An 18,869-nucleotide genomic window follows, 5' to 3' on the forward strand; every position below is an offset into this window, starting at 1 on the left:
GTCCTCAAGCCCGTTGGTATTTGCGCCGCAAACGAATGCGCACCAGCTCAGCGGCCGTGTTGACCAGGAAGGTAAACGAAAACAGGAGCAGGCCCGACAGGAACAACACGCGATACAAGGTGCCTTGATACGGAGCCTCGGGTAGCTCGACGGCGATGTTCGCCGAAAGGGCTCGAAAGCCGGTAAAGGGGTTCCATTCCAGAATCGGCGTGTTACCCGTGGCCATGAGCACGATCATGGTCTCGCCCACGGCGCGCCCAAAGCCGATCATAATGGCCGAGAAAAGCCCCGAGCCGGCCGCCGGCAGCACGACCCGGAGCGTGGTCTGCCATTCTGTGGCGCCCAAGGCCAAAGAGGCGTTGACGTACGAGCGGGGCACGCTGGAGAGGGCATCTTCGCTGAGCGTGAAGATGATCGGAATCACGGCAAACCCCATCGCGAAGCCTACCACCAACGCGTTGCGCTGATCATACGAGACGCGCAGAACCTGACGCACCCAATCCGGAAACGAGCCTCCCATCCATAGGGCTTCGATGAGGCGACCGAATTCTAAAGAGAGCCCCAAAGCGATAAGCACCAACGCTAAGACCAGAAGTGGTTCGGCGCGCCGGGGCAGGCGCTCTCGCCAGGTGTTGGGGAGCTGATGCCAGAGCAGCGCTCCCAGCACAACGACCAACGGAAGCACGAGAAAAACAGCCAGCACTCCCGGAACGGCCCGCGTCAGAAAGGGGGCCACGACGATGGCGGCCACAAAGCCCAAGACGACGCTGGGCAGGGAGGCCATGATCTCCACAGCGGGCTTAACGAGCGCTCGCCATCGGGGGTGCAGAAACTGAGCCGTGTAGATGGCGCCCAGCAGGGCGACCGGAACGGCGAACAGAAGCGCATAGAAGGTCCCCTTTAGCGTGCCGAAAATCAGGGGTACTAGGCTCAGCTTGGGCTCGAAGTCGTCACTGCCGCCCGTAGACTGCCACACAAAAGCGGGCCGCTCATAGCCCTCATACCAAACCCGGCCAAAGAGGGTCCGGAGCGAAACCTCGGGATGGGGGTCATGCAAGCGCCAGAACCTGTACTGCCCTGTTTCGCCCACGAGCACGATCCCATCGCCTCTGGGCAGGAGGATCCCCTTGGCCGATTTCAGACCCGTGGAGATGTTGAGCAGCGTTCGTTCCGAGGTGGCCTGCAGCAGCGCCACGTGCCCGGCAACGGTGCCGACTAGAAACCGGCGATCTCGAGCAGAAGGCGCAATCGAGCTGATCTCCCCAGATACAGAACGAAAGTCCGTGTGGGCGAGTACAAAGCGCTCGGATCCGTCAGCTTGGCGAACGTAAAAGCCTACGCGCACGCCTCCGGTTGCATCCCCCACTACAAGGGAGCGCTCGCCGATCAGCAACGCAAGGGCGCTGACCACTAGGGGCCTCCCTTCTGGATCCACCAGGACGGTATCGAGCATGGCCGTCCAGGATCCGGCTTCGTATCGCAACCTCCACAGCCCCCCCTGGGGTCCGGCTGCGTGTACGCTCAAACGACCTAGCGCCATCACATAAGCGGATACGGGCCCCTCCAGGATCTGCTCTATACGGCCTTCGGGGCTACCGGCGTAGAGGGCTCCGTCGGTCGCGCGGCCGATCCAAAAGCCTGTCTCCGGGTGGTATTGGGCGTCTTGAAGGGCTAGTCTTGCGGGAAGTTGCCAGAGCGTATCTAAGCTGACTCGAAGCCGAGCTTGGCCCGTATTGGCTGCCGTCCATTGGATACGCCCCAGCCAGAGCTGTCCTGTATTGCTTAAGAGCGCGGCGGCACCCGAGCGCTCATGCCACCAGGCCGCCCGCAAGGTCCCGGAAAGGCCTCCGATGGGCAGGCTGTCGAGAAGGCGTCCCGTGGGAAGCGCGCACACATACCAGGTGGGTCGCTCAGCAAGCAGGGCCAGAGCCCTCTGGGCCCCCTCCACGCCTATGGCAAGCGGCCGGGATTCGGGAGCCAGGCCGATCGGAAGGCGACCGCTGGCCTCTAGGGCAGCTCGAGCAGGCTGCCATAGGGGAAGCTGCTCTAGGAAGATGAAGACCAGTATGCCCAACACCGCCGCGATCACACCCGCACCGCCCAGGGTGATGACCCAGCGGCTTATCCGATCTATCCAGCGGGCCGATCGGGTGGCCATCGTTTTACGTGGCGTCCGGGTTCAGGCCGAGCTTGCGGCGTTCGGCCTTGAGCATGTCCGTGTGCAGGGGCAGATAGCCGTCTCGGATCACGACCTCTTGTCCCTGTTTGCTGAGCACGAAGTTCAGAAACTCCCGCACGAGCGGATCCAGCTCGCCGTTGGGCTTGCGATTGACGTAGATGTAGAGCGGACGCCAGAGCGGATAGCGGCCCTTGTAGATGTTCTCCGGTGTCGGCGCATAACAGGGCTCTCCGGGCCGGGCGGCGATCGAAAGGGCTTTTACGCTTGAGGTAACAAAGCCGATGCCGCTATAGCCGATCCCGTTGGGATCCACCGAGACGCCCTGTACGACCGAGGCGGAGCCGGGCTGTTCTTTGACGTTGGCCTTGAAATCGCCCCCGCCTAAGGCGTGGTCCTTAAAGAAGCCGTACGTGCCCGAAGCGGAATTGCGTCCATACAGGGATATCGGCCGGTTGGCCCATGGATCGCGCAGGCCCAGATCTCCCCAGGTGCGGATATCTTGGGGATGGCCCAGTAGGCGCGTTTTCGAAAAGATCGCATCCACCTGGGGCAGCGTAAGGCAATCAATGGGATTGTCCTTGTGCACAAAGAGGGCTAGCCCATCCAGGGCTACCGAGATCTCTGTGGGGGAATATCCGAAGGCCTTCTCAAAGGCGTCCCGTTCCGAAGCCTTCATAGGGCGTGACATGGGCCCGAGCTGCGCCGTGCCTTGAATAAGCGCCGGCGGGGCCGTGGAGGACCCCTTGCCCTCTACTTCGATTTTCACGTTCGGATAGTACTTTTTGAACTCTTCCGCCCATAGGGCCATGAGGTTGTTCATCGTATCCGAGCCAATGCTCGAAAGCCTCCCGGCCACCCCGGGCTTGGGTTGGTACTCGGGCAGATCGGGATCTACCGCTACCTGCGCTGGGGTCCCCGTGGCTCCCGGGGCGGTCTGCAGAAAGACCGAAGCGTCCACCTGACGCTCTTGTTCCGAGCGTCCCCCGCCGCAGGCGGCAAGCAGCAGGAGGACTCCAAGCCAACCGATTCGTCGCATAAGGGCGCGTTCCTGTATTTGGTCGACCCCCTGCAAAGCTAGCCTGGTTGCTTGAGAGGAAGTGTTAAGTCATCGTTAAGAAAACGCAGGCCTCTTTTCGAGCTTCCCTCATGGATGCGATTTTTAATCGAAACAAAGCCCAGAAGTCACCATGGACCTTGCGCTTTCCCAACCCGTCCCCGCAAACCGCGTACTGGGGGGATCGAGCGTGAACCCACAACCCGTAAAGCTACGTACAGACTCTGTCAGCCTTTGGTACGGTTCCAGCCAAGCCCTCAAAAACATCACGATGGCCATCCCGGCCAATCAAATCACGGCGCTCATCGGACCCTCAGGTTGCGGCAAGACGACGTATCTGCGGCTCTTCAACCGGATGAACGACCTCATCGAGGGCGTGCGCATTACGGGTCGGGTGCTCCTGGAGGAGCAGGACATCTACGCCCGTAACGTAGACGTAGTGAGCCTGCGTAAACGGGTGGGTATGGTCTTTCAGAAGCCCAACCCGTTTCCAAAGTCCGTCTACGAAAACGTCGCTTACGGGCCCCGTATCAACGGGATTCGGGATCGCCGTGAGCTGGATCGCATCATAGAGGAAGCCTTGCGCCAAGCCGCCCTGTGGGATGAGGTCAAGGACCGACTGCACGTAAACGCCCTGGAGCTCTCCGGAGGCCAGCAGCAGCGGCTCTGCATCGCGCGCACGCTCGCGGTAAAACCCGAGGTCATCCTGATGGACGAGCCTACAAGCGCGCTAGATCCCATCTCCACGGCCAAGATCGAAGAACTGATCGTAGAGTTGAAAGCTCGCTACACGGTGGTGATCGTTACGCACAACATGCAACAGGCTGCGCGCATCTCCGACTACACGGCCTTCTTTTATTTGGGCGAGCTTATTGAGTTCGGCGCCACCGAACAGATCTTTACAGCCCCGGCTCGCGAAGAGACAGAAAAATACATCACTGGCCGCTTCGGTTAGGCGCTTACCTTGCCCTTCCCGGCGTGAACCCCCTACCTTCATTTGTATACACAAGTAAACGAGGGCGCATCCGGCATGCACCGGCATTTCGAGCGCGAGCTTGAGCAGCTCAAGCGCGAGCTCATCCGCATGGGCAGTCTGGTTGAAGAGCAGATCGCCAAAAGTCTTGAAGCGCTGGAGCGCGACGACGACCTGCTGGCGCAGCAGGTCAAGGAGACGGACATCGAGGTTGATGCTATGGAGATCGCCATCGACAAGCGCGTTGAGCGCCTGCTGGCGCTCAACCAGCCGGTGGCGATCGATCTCCGGCTGCTGATCGCGGCCCTCAAGATGAACAACGATCTGGAGCGGATGGGCGATCAAGCGCGCAACATCGCCGAGCACGTGATCAAGATCGAGGGCGTACCCGGTGAACTCATGGAGCTTATGAATATCCGCCGCATGGCCGAGCTCACCTCCCAGATGGTGCGCGACTGCCTGAACGCCTTCATCTACCAAGATGTGGAGCTGGCCTATCGGGTTCTGGAGCAGGACGACGCCGTAGACGAGCTACACCAGCGCGTCTATCAGGTCGGGGCCGGCTACATGCGCAACAAGCCGGAGGACATAACGAACTGTCTCCATATCCTGGCCGTGGCCAAGAACCTGGAGCGCATCGCGGATTTGGCCACAAATATAGCCGAGGACGTGGTGTTTCTGGTTGAAGCCCGAATCATCAAGCACCGAGGCCGGCTAGAGAGCTAATGCCAAGGGCCGTCCATGGGGATCGATCCCAAGCTCTTGGAGGACTACCTTAAGGCCATATACGCCCTAGAAGAGCAAGGTGAGCGGCCCACCACAAGCCGGCTAGCTGAGCTCATGCGGGTGACACCGGCCTCCGTGACGGATGTCATGAAGCGCATGGCGCAAGCTCAATACGTAGAGTATGTGCGCTATCAGGGCGTAAAGCTCACAGAGGCCGGTCGAAGGCGCGCCCTACAGGTGGTGCGCCGCCACCGACTTTGGGAGCTGTTTTTGGCCGAAGTCCTGGGATTTAGCTGGGATCAAGTGCACGAGATCGCCGATCAACTCGAGCACGTCGAGTCCCCTTTGCTGGAGGAGCGCTTGGATGCGTTTTTGGGGCACCCCAAGATCGACCCACACGGTCATCCCATCCCGGATGCACACGGCCGCATAGAGCGCATCGAGGCCGTGGCCCTGGCCTCGCTTCCCGTGGGTCAGTCCGCTCGGGTCCTGGGGGCCTCGGATAGCCATCCGGATTTTCTGCGGTATCTGGCCAAGATCGGGCTGAAACCGGGAGCGCGCTTAGAGGTGGTGGAGCGCTTTGCCTTTGACGGCTCCATGCAGGTGCGCTTGGGCGAAGAGGAGCGGCTGCTGAGCGCCTACGCGGCTCAGAACGTACTCGTAGTGCCCCTTGGCCTGGGGCCCTTCTAGAAGCGCATACGCGCCTGCAGGTGCGCCCAGCCGCGCAAGGGTAGGCCCGAGCTGAGCTGGCCGTTGTATTCGGCCCACAGCTCCAGACCGGGGCGAAGCGGCCAGCGAAGACGCGCCACCCAGCGCATGTTCCAGCCCATCGTAAAGCCTTCCGTAAGGGCAAAGGCCGCCCAGCCGTAGCGCGCAAGACGCCCACCTAAGCGGCGCACCTGCATCTCAAGCTCCGCCTGAAGCGGCCCTGGACCGAGGGAACGTTGCGCACGCGCCTCCAGGCCCCAGGCATGCACGCGGCTGCGACTTAGACGATCCCGACGCTGATCCCCAATCCCCCCTACTTGCACATACTGCATGGGCCGCAGCTGGGCCAGCGCGCTTAGCTCCGCCCGCCAGCGCCATAAGGCGATATCGCGTCCCGGCAGGGATTCGGCCCGATTGCGCTCATGAGTCCATTCCAGGGCCGCAACGGCATACCAACGACCTCCCACAGGAAGGCGACCGTTAGCCAGTAGGCGGTTGGACTGTTTTCTGGCTTCACCCAAAAAGGTCCTCTCTTGCGCATAGCCCCATTCATGGCGCAGGCCCATCGCCCCATCTAAGCCCCATGGCGACAGCTCCAGGCCGTGCTCCAGACCCCGGCGACGTCCCGAGAGGGCCGCCTGATGTTCCATCCGAAGCTGTCCGCTGTAGCGCCAGTGTGAGCCCTCCGACCAACGCCAGGACAACAGGCCGCGCCCCTCTAGGCCTATCTGCCGGCGATCCGAAGCCACCCAGACGCGCGCATATTGCCCTTCCCTCGGCAGCACAGCCGGCCGAAATTCATCTAGCTGCGCCTGGCCATCCCGATTGTGGTCTTCCCAGACGTACTGGCCCAGTTCCGGCCCTACGAACAGGAAGAGCTCCTCGCGCACAGGCTGGCTTGTTCGCCCCCAAAACCAGCGAAACCGCACCTCGCGTTCTTGGGCTAGCCCCGCCCCAGAAGGCCACCACGTAAGAAGCCCTTCGGAGGCGAATGCGCTTTGGCTTTCGCCTGCGTGGTCGCGCGCCAATCGGTAGCTATGGGCCATCTCGCCCCGGCCCCATGAGTGGCGCCAGGGGGCCGGATTAAGCTGCACGTGCAGCTCCTCAAGCTCAGAGCGCCAGCCGGTTTGAAGCCATCCCGGAAAGGAGCCGACCTCTCGGGGGCGCTCAAGCCGACGCACATACATGGATAGGCTCCAGGGTTGAGCTGAAAAGGCCGTCCAGCGCAGCCCGAGTTCCGATTCAAATTCTCGAAACGCGCCCGGCCGGCTTCCTAGCGCGCGTCGGCCCTCTGCGCGCGTCTGCATCCAGAGCGTCCATCCCGGCCCAAGGTCCCAGCTGCCCTCTAGCCCCAACCAGCCGCCCTGCAGTTGCGCTGCGCGCACCCGGTCCCGATGCTGCAGCCATCCGCCTTGGAGGCGTACGGGTCCTAGGGGGATCGCCTCCGCTTCTGCACGCAACGCCGCAAAGTACGGCCCGTTGCGAAGCCCGGCTAGCTCCCCCTTTGCGCGATCGGCCTCCGCTTCCCATCGTATGCGGAAGCCGCTTTGGGCGGCCACTTGGTAAAGGCCGCTTCCGTAACGGAGCGTATCGGCAACCCGCACGGAACGGTCCCAGATCCCCCACCGGTATCCCCAGTCCGGGGGCAGGGCTTCTTCGAGTCCGCCGAACTCCGGCGGACGATGGGAAAGTTCTGCGCTCCATCGCCCCGGGACAAGCGTGCCAAGGCGCCAGCTTCCCCGATACGAAAGCCCCCAAGCGGCCTGATCCGAAGTCGGCGCGAACAGCCCCTCCAGGCGCAGATGCCCCCAAGGGCCCGAGGGGAGTTCAAGGAACGCCCGATGCCGATCAAGACGCTCCGCCTGCTCAAGCACCTCATAATGGCCGCGTCCGGGTCCAACCCATCGGTAGGCGATCCCGTTTACGGGCAGGACCAAGCGCTCATAGCTGCCCAGGCCGGCTCCTACGTATCGGAAGCGTACGGCGTAAAGGGTATCGGCCTTCTGGCCGCTCCAAGGTCGCCAAAACGAAATCCGTCGTCCATTCCAGAGGGTATCGGCCCGCACGTAACGAACAGATGGGGGCCTGTCCCCGGCCGAAACGGGCTCGGCCCTCACAGCGTGGATCCATTCGGGATGGTCCGTCTCGCGCATCCAGCCCAGCCGGAGGCCTCGGCCAGAGGTCCCCAGTTCGACCTCTGCTCCTCCGATTGCCCGAGGCCGGTCCTCGGTTGCGTATTGAAATTCGACCTCCACGCGCGTATCTGCCCGAGGCAGACGCCGCATCGTAAACCGAAGCTCAGCTGTGGCGTAGTCCAACGTGTAATCGCGATCGCGCTCTAGTAAGCTGCCGTTCCAGTAGACGCGCTCGGAGCCCGGCACAATCCAAATCCCCTGCTCCCCCAGGGCACCGCGGAGCAAATAGGGACCCGGAACACCCGGCTGCACCACCAGAAACTGTCGACAGAAACGGCCCCGCTCTAGTCCGGCCGCGATCTGAAGCCGCCACAGCGAGTCCCGGTAGGCGAACTCTAGCCCCTGCATGCGGCGCTGGCGAACCTGAAGCGGAGGCTTCATCTGCGCCTCGATATCGCCTAAAGCCAATCGCAGGCGCGCGCCCTCTACGGCCAAAAAAACCCGATCCCACTGCCGAAGCGGTTGCGCGGCACCCTCGGGCAATAGCGGTGCGCTCTGATCCGATAGCAGGCCGCGTATCTGCAAACCAGGGGCTAGCTCCCCTGACAGCTCCACGCGCAAAGCTGAGCTCATCACCGGATCCTGCCCCGATCCCATCAGGACCCCCCGATGCAGATTTCCCTGAAGCCTTACGGCGCCTGAAGCCACTCTGGGCTCCTGAGAAGCCCTCATCACCGGATCCGGTTTGAGCGTCCAGAGGCTATCCAAAGCCAACTGCAGGGTATCGGGAAAGGCCCGTTTTGCGCTGTCTGGAGGGACCTGTTGGGCCTGAACGGGGCTAATCGGTCCGAACAGGAGCAATCCCAGCGTCGCGCCGATGCGACGTCCTCGCTTCCAAAAAGCTTCCGAGCATCCGCAGGCCCTCATCGATGGGGCGGCGATGCGATCAGTTCCAGGGCCTTGCGGCCGATGTCGCGCCGATAGCACATGCCGGAAAAGCGCACGACCTGCGCCGCCGCGTAGGCCCGCTCAAGGGCCTCGGCCAGCGTCCCGCCAAGCCCGGTAAGCCCCAGCACCCGGCCGCCAGCCGTAAGGAGTGCGCCTGAGGCGTCCTGACGCGTGCCGGCATGGAAGACGAGCACGCCCTCCGGCACCTGATCTAATCCCGAGATGGGGAAGCCCGTCTGATACGGACCGGGATATCCGGATGAGGCGAGCACCACGCAGGCAGCATAACCGGCTTCCTGTTCCAGCGCTATTCCCTCTGGCAGGTGCTCCTCCAACATAAGCTCCGGATTGCGCCACAAGGGGAGCACCACCTGGGCTTCTGGGTCACCTAGCCGGCAGTTGTACTCGATCACGTAGGGCCCCTCGTCTGTGAGCATAAGGCCTACGTAGAGAAAGCCCGTATACGGGGTCCCCTGAGCGGCCATGCCTGCGAGCGTGGGCTCCAGGATGCGCTCTCGAATGCACGCCATGGCGGCCTCGTCAACGAGCGGTGTCGGCGCGTAGGCGCCCATGCCGCCTGTGTTGGGACCGGTGTCGCCCTCGCCTATGCGCTTATGATCCTGAGCCGGAAGCAGCAGCCCATAGCGCTCACCATCGACGAGGGCGAATACGGAGGCCTCCTGTCCCCGTAGAAAGCGTTCGATTACGACTCGCCTGCCCGCCTGACCGAAAAGCTCCCCCCGGAGCATGCGCGTGAGCACCTGTTCCGCCTCTTGGATCGAATCCGTAATGATGACCCCCTTGCCGCCGGCTAGGCCATCGGCCTTCAGCACGTAAGGGCCCGGAAAGGTGCGCAAGAACCGACAAGCCTCGGCGATCGTTCCTTCATCGAAGACCCCAAACGGGGCCGTGGGGATCTGCCATCGCCGCATAAAGGCCTTGGCAAAGGCCTTGCTGCCCTCTAAACGGGCGGCGGCCGCGCTAGGCCCCACCAGACGAAGGGATTGGCCGTGAAAGGCGTCCGCGATCCCGTTTACCAACGGAGCCTCTGGTCCTACGACGGTGCAGTCGATGCCCTCTTGACGGGCGAAGGCCAAAAGCCCCGCTATGTCCTCGGCCGATATGGGCACGTTTTGCGCAAGCTGCGCCGTTCCCGGATTACCGGGGGCGCAGTACAGCCGAAGGCCCGGGATGCGAGAAAGCGCCCACACCAGGGCGTGTTCACGACCACCGGAACCGATTACGAGCACCTTCATAGAGGTTTGGCTAAACCTGGGCGGTCAGGGCCTGCGTGACCTTTTGCGCGGCCTCTTCAAGCTCGGTAGCGGGGATCAGGTTAAGCCCGGATTCGGCCAGCATGCGCCGCGCCAAGTCCGCGTTCGTGCCCTGCAGGCGCACGATGAGCGGCACGCGCACGTCGACCTTGCGCGCGGCCTCTATAATGCCGGCGGCCACGCGATCGCAGCGCACAATACCCCCGAAAATGTTCACCAGGATCGCCTTGACGTGGGGATCGCTTAAGATGATGCGAAAGCCGGCTTCAACGGTTTCTGGGCTTGCTCCCCCTCCTACGTCTAGGAAGTTAGCCGGCTCCCCGCCCGCGAGCTTGATGATGTCCATCGTAGCCATGGCCAGGCCGGCCCCGTTGACCATGCAGCCCACGTTGCCGTCAAGCCTGACGTAGTTTAGCCCATAACGGGAGGCTTCGACCTCCAGAGGATCCTCCTCGTTGAGGTCCCGCAGCTCCGCGTAGTCGGGATGACGAAAGAGCGCGTTATCATCAAAGCTGATCTTGGCATCCAAGGCCAGCACCCGTCCATCCCGGGTGAGCACAAGCGGGTTGATCTCAGCCAAAGAGCAGTCGAGCTCCTCATAGGCCCGATAAAGCGCCTCGATCATGCGCACCACCTGCGCAAACTGCTCACCGGCCGTAAAGCCCAGGCCGAAGGCTAGTTTGCGGGCCTGGAACGGGGCCAGCCCAACTGCGGGGTCGATCCACTCTTTGAGGATCTTCTCTGGCGCCTGGCGGGCGACCTCCTCGATTTCGACCCCGCCTTCTGGAGAGGCCATAAGAACGTTTTGGCTTCGGGAACGATCGAGGGTGATGCCCAGATAATACTCGCGCTCTATATCCAGGGCCTCGGCGATGAAGAGCCGTCGCACGATCCGACCCTCGGGGCCGGTCTGCGGGGTGATCAACCGCGCCCCAAGCAGCGCCTGAGCCTTTTGGCGCACCTCTTCGAGGCTGCGGGCAAGCTTAATGCCGCCTGCTTTGCCGCGGCCGCCGGCATGGATTTGGGCCTTAACGACCCATGCCGAAACCCCTCGCTCTCGCTCTAAGCGCTGAGCGGCCTCTAGGGCCTCTTCTACGCTGAAGGCCACGTAGCCGTCCTGTACGGCTACACCGTAACGCTTAAGCAGCTCCTTGGCCTGATATTCGTGGATCTTCATGAGCGCCTGCTCTCCGCTTCTGGGACCGGAGCGAACATACGAAGGGCCGAAAAGTCCGGGCAACCGGGCGACAGCAGAACCGAAAGCCTCGTCGGCGTGTTTATGGGCTGGCCGTTGCGAACCCGGGATCGTGTATGCAAGTGCGCTTAGCGGGCGTGACCAAGTCTTACCCGATGGGCCGTACCTCGGTGCGCGCTCTACGCGGGGTGGATCTGGAGATCCATCCCGGCCAGTTTGTGTTGCTTGTCGGCCGAAGCGGCTCCGGTAAGTCCACTTTGCTTCATCTCATCGCCGCTATGGACCGGCCTAGTGCGGGAACGATCGCGGTCGGACCCTGGCAGCTGGATCGGCTCACGGCAAAGGAGCAGGCCTCATATCGACGTCAGACGGTCGGGATGATCTTTCAGGGCTTTCATCTTATTCCCACTATGACGGCCCGCGAGAACGTCGAACTTCCGCTTCTGTTGGCGGGCTGGTCCAAAAGGGAACGCCTTCGGAGGGCCGATGCGCTTTTGGAGCTGGTGGGGCTGCGAGAGCGAAGCGCCCATCGGCCAACGGAGCTCTCCGGCGGAGAACAGCAGCGCGTCGCGATCGCCCGCGCCTTGGCGCTCAATCCCCCTCTGTTGCTGGCCGATGAGCCCACGGGCAACTTGGATTCTCACACGGCAGCCGAAGTGCTTCAAATGCTGGCCCGCGTTCACCGAGAGGAAGGCAAAACCGTCATACTCGTTACGCACGATGTAGCCGAGGCCCAACCCTTCGCGCAACGCCTTGTCCGACTGCAAGACGGAGCGGTGATCGAAGATGTCTCCCTTTGACCTTGTGCGGCTCGCCTTGCTGGGGCTTGCCCGAAATCGCGCGCGCACCCTCATGACCCTGCTTGGGGTATCCGTAGGGGCCATGGCCCTGTTGACGTTGCTTGCTTACGGATCGGGGCTTCGCCGAAACGCCCGCGCCCAGTTTGAGGCCCTGGAGCTATACAACACGCTTCGCGTGACCTCGCAACCGAGCCCTTTTGATACACCGGAGGACTTTCTGTATCGCTCCTTGGAGTCGGACTCCGATTCCAATCGGCCCGTAGTCCCCTTGACCGACTCGCTTGCGGCCGTCTTGAGCCGTATTCCCGGGGTGTTGGCCGTCTATCCGGAAGTACAATTTCCGGTTCGGCTCCAGGCCAACGGCCGGGAGATAGCCGGCGGCGTCGAGGCCGTTCCGCTTGCCTTCGCTCGGTTGCCCAGCTATCGGCCCCGATGGGGCGGTTTCTTCACGGGTCCCGCCGACACGGCGATCCTCATCTCCGCCTCCATGGCCGAACGCCTGGGCTTTGCTCGGCCTGAAGAGGCCATCGGAAAGCGCGTGCGCATGCTCACGGCCACCCTGGACTGGGGGGCCTTGCAGCGCGCCCTCTGGGGTGGATTGGGGTTCTTTAGCGGGGAGCTACCTATTCGCATCGTCTCTTACTCCGTGCGCATTCGAGGCGTCTGGGATGCCGCAGGACAGCCCATAGCGGGGGTTTTTCGGGTCGTCATGCCCTTGGAGGTGGCCCGAGGGATGCAGAAGCTTACGTTCTTTTCCACCGTGGATCTGTTGCTTCGTCGGGCCGGCGCTTCGGGCTACAGCGCCCTGCGCGTGCAGCTGGCCGACATGCGAGCCCATGACGCGGTGCGTCGGGCCATCGCCTCCCATGGGGTGTACGTGAGCAGCTTCCGAGAGCAGTTTGCCGAGCTCGACAGGCTCTTCTGGCTTGTGGACCTGGCGCTTTTCGTGATAGGCGCCATCGCCCTTCTGGTGGCCAGCTTGGGTATCGCCAACACGATGAGCATGAACGTGCTGGAGCGCTTTCGGGAGATCGGCATGCTGAAGGCCCTCGGGGCTTACGAAAGCGACATCCAGCGGCTCTTTCTGCTGGAAAGCGCTCTTCTGGGGCTCTTAGGCGGTCTGGTGGGTTGGCTTTTGGGATGGGCTATTGCGGAGGTTATCAACGCCCTGGCCAATTACTACCTGGGTCGACACGGAATACCGTATGTGGAGTTTTTCCACATTACGCCGCAGATGCTTCTGGGGGTCGCGCTGCTGACCCTTTTGGTGGGGCTTGTTGCGGGCTGGTGGCCCGCTCGGCGAGCCGGCCGTGTGGATGTGCTCGTAGCGTTGCGCCACGTCTGAAGATCACAGGCAGGCCAGGACGTCCTGCAAGATCCGGAGGGCGGTCGTAAGCTCCTCTTCGCTGATGATCAGCGGCGGAGCAATGCGCAGTACGTTATCCGTATGCAGCGTGCCCCCGATGATCAACCCCGCCTGCAGAGCCTTGCGCACCGCCCTGCGGGCGCCTTCTTGATCCCTGAGAACGATGCCCAGAAGCGCCCCTCGGCCGCGGATCTCCTGTACAGCCGGATGCGACTCAAGAAACCGACGCGTGGTCTGCTCAATCCAACGCGCGCGCTCCCATAGGCGCTCCTCGATAAGCACCTGAAGGGCCGCTAGCCCCGCGGCGCAGCTTACGGGGTGACCTCCGAAGGTCGTGATGTGCGATAGCGGGGGATCATGGGCTAGCGTCCACATAAGCTCCCGATCCGCAACGAAGGCCCCCAAGGGCATGCCGCCTCCAAGGGCCTTCGCCAAACACAGGATGTCGGGGATCACCCCGTAATGCTCGTAGGCGAATAACGTTCCCGTTCGACCCAGACCGGTTTGGATTTCATCGAAAATCAACAGCGCCCCTACCTCATCGCAGCGTTCCCGGACCGCTTTTAGCCATTCGGGATCAAGCGCACGCATGCCGGCTTCCGCCTGGATCGGTTCCGCAATAACGGCTGCCACGGATCGGTCTATCTGAGTTAGGTCCTTGAAGTTGTTTGGTTGTATTGTTTTCGATTGCAATAACGGTTTAAAGGGGACCCGATACCGCTCCCAGCCGCATACCGAAAGCGCTCCCAACGTGTCCCCGTGATAGGCCCCCTCCAGGCAGACCCACAGCGCGCGCCCGGTGCGCTTGCGCGCCAACTTCAGCGCCCCCTCTACGGCCTCCGCCCCGGAATTCGTAAAGTAGACGCAGTTTAGACGCTCCGCCAAATGCGCAGCCAGCGTAGAGGCTAAACGCACCTGGCTTTCTATGATAAACTCCCCGTAAACCATCACATGCAGGTGTCGGGCTAGCTGCCGCTCGATCGCCTCCAGCACCCGAGGATGCCGATGCCCCAGGGTCGAAACCGAGATGCCCGCAATCAGATCGATAAAGCGTCGGCCATCGGTCGTTTGTATCCATACGCCCTCAGCGCATTCTACCTCCAAACCCATCGGCTCCGGGCTGGTCTGCGCAAGGTGCTTGGAGAATTGTTTTTGTAGTGCCATAACGGATTTTGAGAAGCCCATAACCCCCTTTACGCCGATCCCGTCGGCAAGGCAAACCAAAACCGCGAACCCCGGCCCGGCTCGCTGTGGACCTCTATGCGCGATCCATGGGCCTCGACGATCTTCTTGGCGATGCTCAACCCAAGGCCGGTGCCGCCCTCCCTGCGGGAACGGGCCCGATCAACCCGGTAAAACCGATCGAAAATGCGCGGCACATGCTCCGCCGGTATTCCCCGACCCGTATCCTCAACCTCAACGAGCACCCGATCGCCCTTCGGAATAAGCCGCACCCAAATATGCCCCCGATCCGTATACGCCACCGCGTTCTCTACCAAGTTTACCAGGACCTGCTGCAATCGAGCCCGGTCTCCGCGTACGAAGGTAGACGGGTTCTCGTAATGCAGCTGAAGCCCCTTCTCCTGGGCCCGAGCCAGTACGGTCTCCGCCGCCTCGCGCACAAGCTCCTGAAAATCGAAGACCTCCCAGTGCAGCACGTCCTCACGGTATTCAAGGCGGGAAATCTCAATCAGGTCCGAAAACAACCGATTGAGCCGCTCTACGTTCCGAAGCGCCCTTTGCGCGAACTCCCGGCGCTGCTCCGGGCTGAGTTGACCCGATCCCAAGGCCTCCACGTATCCCTGCAGGGCAAACAGGGGGTTTTTGACCTCGTGTGAGACATTGCCCAAGAACTCGTTTTGCAGCTGAGCCAGCCGCCGAAGCTCCTGAATTTGGGCGCGCAGCCGTTCGGCCATCCGGTTGACGTCCTCAGCCAGATCTCCTAACTCCGTGCGCTGCCGGACCACGATGCGATGGTCCAGGTCTCCCTCCGCGATCGTGCGAGCCCCCCGGGCGATCTGCCGAATGGGCTTCGTGATGCGGCTAGAGACGATCCAACTGGCCAGGGCCGCTAGCAGAATGGAGAATAGCATACCGGAGTAAATGACCCAGCGCATCTGCCGGATCGGCTCGCTCATCTCTCGCTCCGGTATCCCGATGCGCACAATCCAGCCTCCTTCTGGAGCGCGCAGCGCCACGTAAAGCATTCGGCCCCAGCCCAGCTCATCGCGCCAAGCATGAGCTGAGCCGGTTAAACGCAGCGCACGCACCTCGGGGGCTTGAAAAAACCCGGAATCCCGCAGCACATGGTTTCGATACACGTCAAGCCAGATCGACTCGCCGCGGGCGATCGTGACGTGGCGGTCCAGCTGTAAGCTGAACATCCTGAATTGCTCCGGTGCCGGCGGCCCAGAGGGGCTCCGGGCCAGCTCCGAAATCACCCAAGCCGCCTCCTGTTGGAGCCTTCGCAGGGTCTGCTGCGTGATGTTGTTCCGCAGCACCAGGATCGCATAGGACCCCGTCATGAGGACCCCTAGCCCCACAAGGGCTAGAAAGGTGAGCGTAATACGGGCCCGCAGGCCAAGCCGCCACCTCATTGGAGCTCCGCGGGGTCTACGAATCGGTATCCCACTCCGCGCACGGTCTGGATGCAAGGGGCGTACGGTCCGAGTTTTTCCCGGATGTTCTTTATATGGGCGTCGACGGTGCGATCCGTCACCATCACGGCCCCCTCTTGCCAGATCTGCTCCAGAAGGGCTTCGCGGCTGTGTGCGATCCGCGGATGGCGCATAAGATGGGCTAGCAAGCGAAACTCCGTATGCGTTAGAGGCAAAGCCTGACCTCGAAGCGAGGCCCGCAGCTCCTTCAGGTGAAGCTCCAGCTCCCCGGCCCGGAGCACCTCGGCCGACTCCTCTTCCAGACGCCGCCGCAGCATGGCCTTTACGTGCGCCACGAGCACAGCTGGGCTAATGGGTTTGGTCAAATAGCCATCTCCCCCGAACTCGACCAAACCCCGAATTTGATCTTCTTCCTCAGCACGCGCCGTCAGAAACAAAATCGGAATCTGCCGCAGACTGGCCTGCTCCCGTATGCGCCGGCAGAGCTCAAAGCCATCTATGCCGGGCAACATCACATCGAGCACAACGAGGGCGTGCTCAGGGCTGAGCCGCTGCCAGGCCTCCAGCCCATCGTACGCCACTTCGACTTCGTAGCCCTCCTGACGCAGAAAGTGCGCGATGACCTGGGCCACGTCCTCTTCGTCCTCTACGACCAAAATACGCGGAGCCGATGCGCTCATTCCCCATCTCCCTCATAGACGCGTTCCACGCGGGCCCCCAGGCGGGTTAGCACCTCATACGGCGTCGTATCCAAAACCTCCGCCCAATGCCAGGCATGCCAGTTGGGACTGCCAAAGAGCACAACGGGGTCTCCAAAGCGAACCGGACTTTGAGGGCCCACCTCGACCATCACGAAGTCCATGTTCACGCGCCCTACAATGGGATAGCGACGGCCGTGGATCTCAACAAAGCCTCGGTTCGAGAGCCGACGATCTATTCCGTCGGCGTACCCCGCATTAACGGTGGCGATCACCGTGGGCCGGGGCGCTCGCCAGGTGGCCCCATAGCCCACGCTTGCGCCTCGGGCCAGGCGGCGCAGCGCAACCACGCGCCCCACAAAACGCAAGGCGGGCTCCAGTCCGCTTGAGGCCTGCAAGAGGGGATTGGGGGCATATCCATAAAGGGCCAGACCGGGTCGCACCGCGTCGAAATGGGCCTCCGGATAGTGCACGATCGCGGCCGAATTGGCCGCATGCACCATCACCCCATCGGGACTCAACCTGCTCAACAGAGCCCGAAAGCGACGGATCTGCTCGCGCGTCTGTCGGTTTTCCGGTTCATCGGCGGAGGCGAAGTGCGTATACAGGCCCGCCAGACGCACCGAGGGATGGGCCTTGAGGCGCTCCCAATACGAAGGCACGCACTCCGGACTCAACCCCAGGCGCGCCATGCCCGTGTCCACCTCTACGTGCACGGTAAGCCGATAAGCTCCCTGCAGGACCCATTCGGCCACCTCTGGGCTCGTGACGGCAAGCTCTAATCCGTAGCGTTCATACAAGGGCAGCTCCGCATACAGGGGCACGCCCAAGACCAGTATCGCCCCCTCTATGCCCGCCTCGCGTAGCTTTACGGCCTCCTGCACGCTGGCCACAGCCCAATGCTCCACGCCCACCTGCCGAAGCGCTCGGGCCACGGCAACGGCCCCATGGCCGTAGGCATCGGCCTTGACCACGGCGACAATGCGCACCGCAGGGTGCATTCGGCGACGCAGCGCGAGGAGGTTGCGCTGCACCGTCCGCAAGCACACCTGCGCCTGGGGCGCGCTAATCGGGCCTTTGTGAACGGGCTGCTTCATGGAAACGGCCCAACGTTTTTAAAATAGCACGAGCCACGAGCGTCTGCTCAAATACGGATCCGCCTGATGCGACGCAGCGCCTCCTCGATGTCGTGCATGGAAACGTCCCGGTGCGTTACCGCGCGCACGCAGGCCGGACCGAACGGCACCATCCAGACCCCCACAGCGGCGAGCTTCCTTACGAACGCCTCCGCAGGCTGATCCAGAAGCTCAATCAGCACGATGTTCGTCTGCACGGTCTGCACCGCCACGTGCAAACCGGGGAACTCCGCCAGACCCTCGGCCAAACGGCGCGCCTTTTCGTGATCGGCTCGCAACATTTCAAGATGGCCGTTTCGGAGCGCATACAGGGCGGCTGCCGCCAGCAGGCCAACCTGACGCATACCCCCGCCCATGCGCTTGCGGATGCGGCGCGCCTCCTGAATCGCCTCCTCAGAGGCGCACAGCAGGGATCCGGCCGGAGCGCCCAACCCTTTGGAAAAGGAGACCATAACGGAGTCCACAAGCCGAGCCCAGGCCTGCAGGGGCTCGCCCGTGGCCACGTGGGCGTTCCAGAGCCGGGCTCCGTCCAAATGCACGCGCAAGCCCAAAGCGCGCGCTCGCTCTACCGTCTCCCGAAAAAGCTGGACCGGATAGACCGCGCCGCCGCCCCGGTTGTGGGTGTTCTCCAGACACAACAGCCGGGTGCGCGCCTCCCAGTCGGCCTCCCCGCGCACGGAGAGCTGCTCGGCCCGAATAAGACCTCGGGGGGCCGGGATGGGCCTTAGACGCACGCCCGCATAACGCTCCGGCGCCCCGCCCTCGTAATGCAGGATGTGCGCTTCGGCATCCAAGAGCACCTCTTCACCCGGTGTGGTCCAAAGCTGCAGAGCGATCTGGTTGCCCATCGTGCCGCTGGGCACAAACAGGCCGGCCTCCTGTCCGAGCAGGGCGGCCACTTCCTCCTCTAGGCGTCGCACCGTGGGGTCTTCGCCAAAGCCGTCATCGCCCATCTCCGCGCGCGCCATGGCCCGCAGCATGCCCGGCGTAGGACGCGTAACGGTGTCGCTGCGCAGATCAATGGGACGCATCCTGGACTTTTGGCCTTCTAGCGGGTCA

15 protein-coding genes are annotated in these 18,869 nt (G+C 62.7%); 5 read left to right on the forward strand and 10 right to left on the reverse strand.

Annotation, left to right across the window (positions count from 1 at the left end; translation table 11 throughout):
• Positions 1 to 4: 4 nt before the first annotated feature.
• Together NZ993_07475 and NZ993_07480 are read right to left on the reverse strand one after the other, a co-directional pair.
• Positions 5 to 2,158: an ABC transporter permease subunit gene (locus NZ993_07475; GenBank protein ID MCS7155629.1), complete on the reverse strand. Its 2,154-nt coding sequence runs from the start codon at positions 2,156 to 2,158 to the stop codon at positions 5 to 7.
• Between the two features lie 4 nt (positions 2,159 to 2,162).
• Entirely contained in the window at positions 2,163 to 3,215 is a 1,053-nt protein-coding gene (locus NZ993_07480; GenBank protein ID MCS7155630.1) for a phosphate ABC transporter substrate-binding protein PstS family protein, read from the reverse strand.
• Between the two features lie 151 nt (positions 3,216 to 3,366).
• On the opposite strand from NZ993_07480, the gene pstB reads away from it, so the two are divergent.
• The 3 genes from pstB (at position 3,367) to NZ993_07495 (ending at position 5,622) form a co-directional block, all read left to right on the forward strand.
• Positions 3,367 to 4,188: a phosphate ABC transporter ATP-binding protein PstB gene (gene pstB / locus NZ993_07485; protein ID MCS7155631.1), complete on the forward strand. Its 822-nt coding sequence runs from the start codon at positions 3,367 to 3,369 to the stop codon at positions 4,186 to 4,188.
• A 75-nt stretch (positions 4,189 to 4,263) separates the two neighbouring features.
• Positions 4,264 to 4,932, forward strand: a complete 669-nt coding sequence (phoU, locus tag NZ993_07490) for a phosphate signaling complex protein PhoU (protein MCS7155632.1) — start codon at positions 4,264 to 4,266, stop codon at positions 4,930 to 4,932.
• A gap of 15 nt (positions 4,933 to 4,947) precedes the next feature.
• Complete coding sequence (locus NZ993_07495; GenBank protein ID MCS7155633.1) at positions 4,948 to 5,622, forward strand: metal-dependent transcriptional regulator; 675 nt, start codon at positions 4,948 to 4,950, stop codon at positions 5,620 to 5,622.
• Here the strand turns inward: NZ993_07495 and NZ993_07500 are convergent.
• From NZ993_07500 to sucC, 3 genes are all read right to left on the reverse strand, one after another.
• Entirely contained in the window at positions 5,619 to 8,636 is a 3,018-nt protein-coding gene (locus NZ993_07500) for a hypothetical protein (protein MCS7155634.1), read from the reverse strand. The genes NZ993_07495 and NZ993_07500 overlap by 4 nt on opposite strands.
• A 62-nt stretch (positions 8,637 to 8,698) precedes the next feature.
• Positions 8,699 to 9,979, reverse strand: coding sequence for a phosphoribosylamine--glycine ligase (gene purD / locus NZ993_07505; protein MCS7155635.1), 1,281 nt, complete (start codon positions 9,977 to 9,979; stop codon positions 8,699 to 8,701).
• A gap of 10 nt (positions 9,980 to 9,989) precedes the next feature.
• The gene (sucC, locus tag NZ993_07510) at positions 9,990 to 11,174 is read right to left on the reverse strand and encodes an ADP-forming succinate--CoA ligase subunit beta (protein MCS7155636.1); all 1,185 of its coding nucleotides are present in this window, start codon (positions 11,172 to 11,174) and stop codon (positions 9,990 to 9,992) included.
• Between the two features lie 155 nt (positions 11,175 to 11,329).
• Here sucC and NZ993_07515 point away from each other — a divergent pair, with 155 nt between their 5' ends.
• Together NZ993_07515 and NZ993_07520 are read left to right on the forward strand one after the other, a co-directional pair.
• On the forward strand, positions 11,330 to 11,992 hold the full coding sequence (locus NZ993_07515) for an ABC transporter ATP-binding protein (GenBank protein ID MCS7155637.1): 663 nt from the start codon (positions 11,330 to 11,332) through the stop codon (positions 11,990 to 11,992).
• A complete protein-coding gene (locus NZ993_07520) occupies positions 11,979 to 13,337 on the forward strand; it encodes an ABC transporter permease (GenBank protein ID MCS7155638.1) in 1,359 nt (452 codons plus the stop codon). The genes NZ993_07515 and NZ993_07520 overlap by 14 nt, the downstream gene beginning before the upstream one ends.
• 3 nt (positions 13,338 to 13,340) lie before the next feature.
• On the opposite strand, the gene NZ993_07525 is transcribed toward NZ993_07520, so the two are convergent.
• The 5 genes from NZ993_07525 to NZ993_07545 form a co-directional block, all read right to left on the reverse strand.
• Positions 13,341 to 14,468, reverse strand: coding sequence for an aspartate aminotransferase family protein (locus NZ993_07525; GenBank protein MCS7155639.1), 1,128 nt, complete (start codon positions 14,466 to 14,468; stop codon positions 13,341 to 13,343).
• Positions 14,469 to 14,551: 83 nt separating this feature from the next.
• Entirely contained in the window at positions 14,552 to 15,955 is a 1,404-nt protein-coding gene (locus NZ993_07530) for a HAMP domain-containing histidine kinase (GenBank protein ID MCS7155640.1), read from the reverse strand.
• The gene (locus tag NZ993_07535; GenBank protein ID MCS7155641.1) at positions 15,952 to 16,656 is read right to left on the reverse strand and encodes a response regulator transcription factor; all 705 of its coding nucleotides are present in this window, start codon (positions 16,654 to 16,656) and stop codon (positions 15,952 to 15,954) included. The genes NZ993_07530 and NZ993_07535 overlap by 4 nt, the downstream gene beginning before the upstream one ends.
• Positions 16,653 to 17,771 carry an alanine racemase gene (gene alr / locus NZ993_07540; GenBank protein MCS7155642.1) on the reverse strand — a complete coding sequence of 373 codons (1,119 nt, stop codon included), beginning with the start codon at positions 17,769 to 17,771 and terminating at the stop codon, positions 16,653 to 16,655. Before alr ends, NZ993_07535 begins: the two co-directional genes overlap by 4 nt.
• A gap of 47 nt (positions 17,772 to 17,818) precedes the next feature.
• Positions 17,819 to 18,841: a beta-eliminating lyase-related protein gene (locus NZ993_07545; GenBank protein ID MCS7155643.1), complete on the reverse strand. Its 1,023-nt coding sequence runs from the start codon at positions 18,839 to 18,841 to the stop codon at positions 17,819 to 17,821.
• Between the last annotated feature and the right edge of the window lie 28 nt (positions 18,842 to 18,869).

The organism is Bacteroidota bacterium (assembly GCA_025059945.1).
Lineage (GTDB): Bacteria > Bacteroidota > Rhodothermia > JANXDC01 > JANXDC01 > JANXDC01.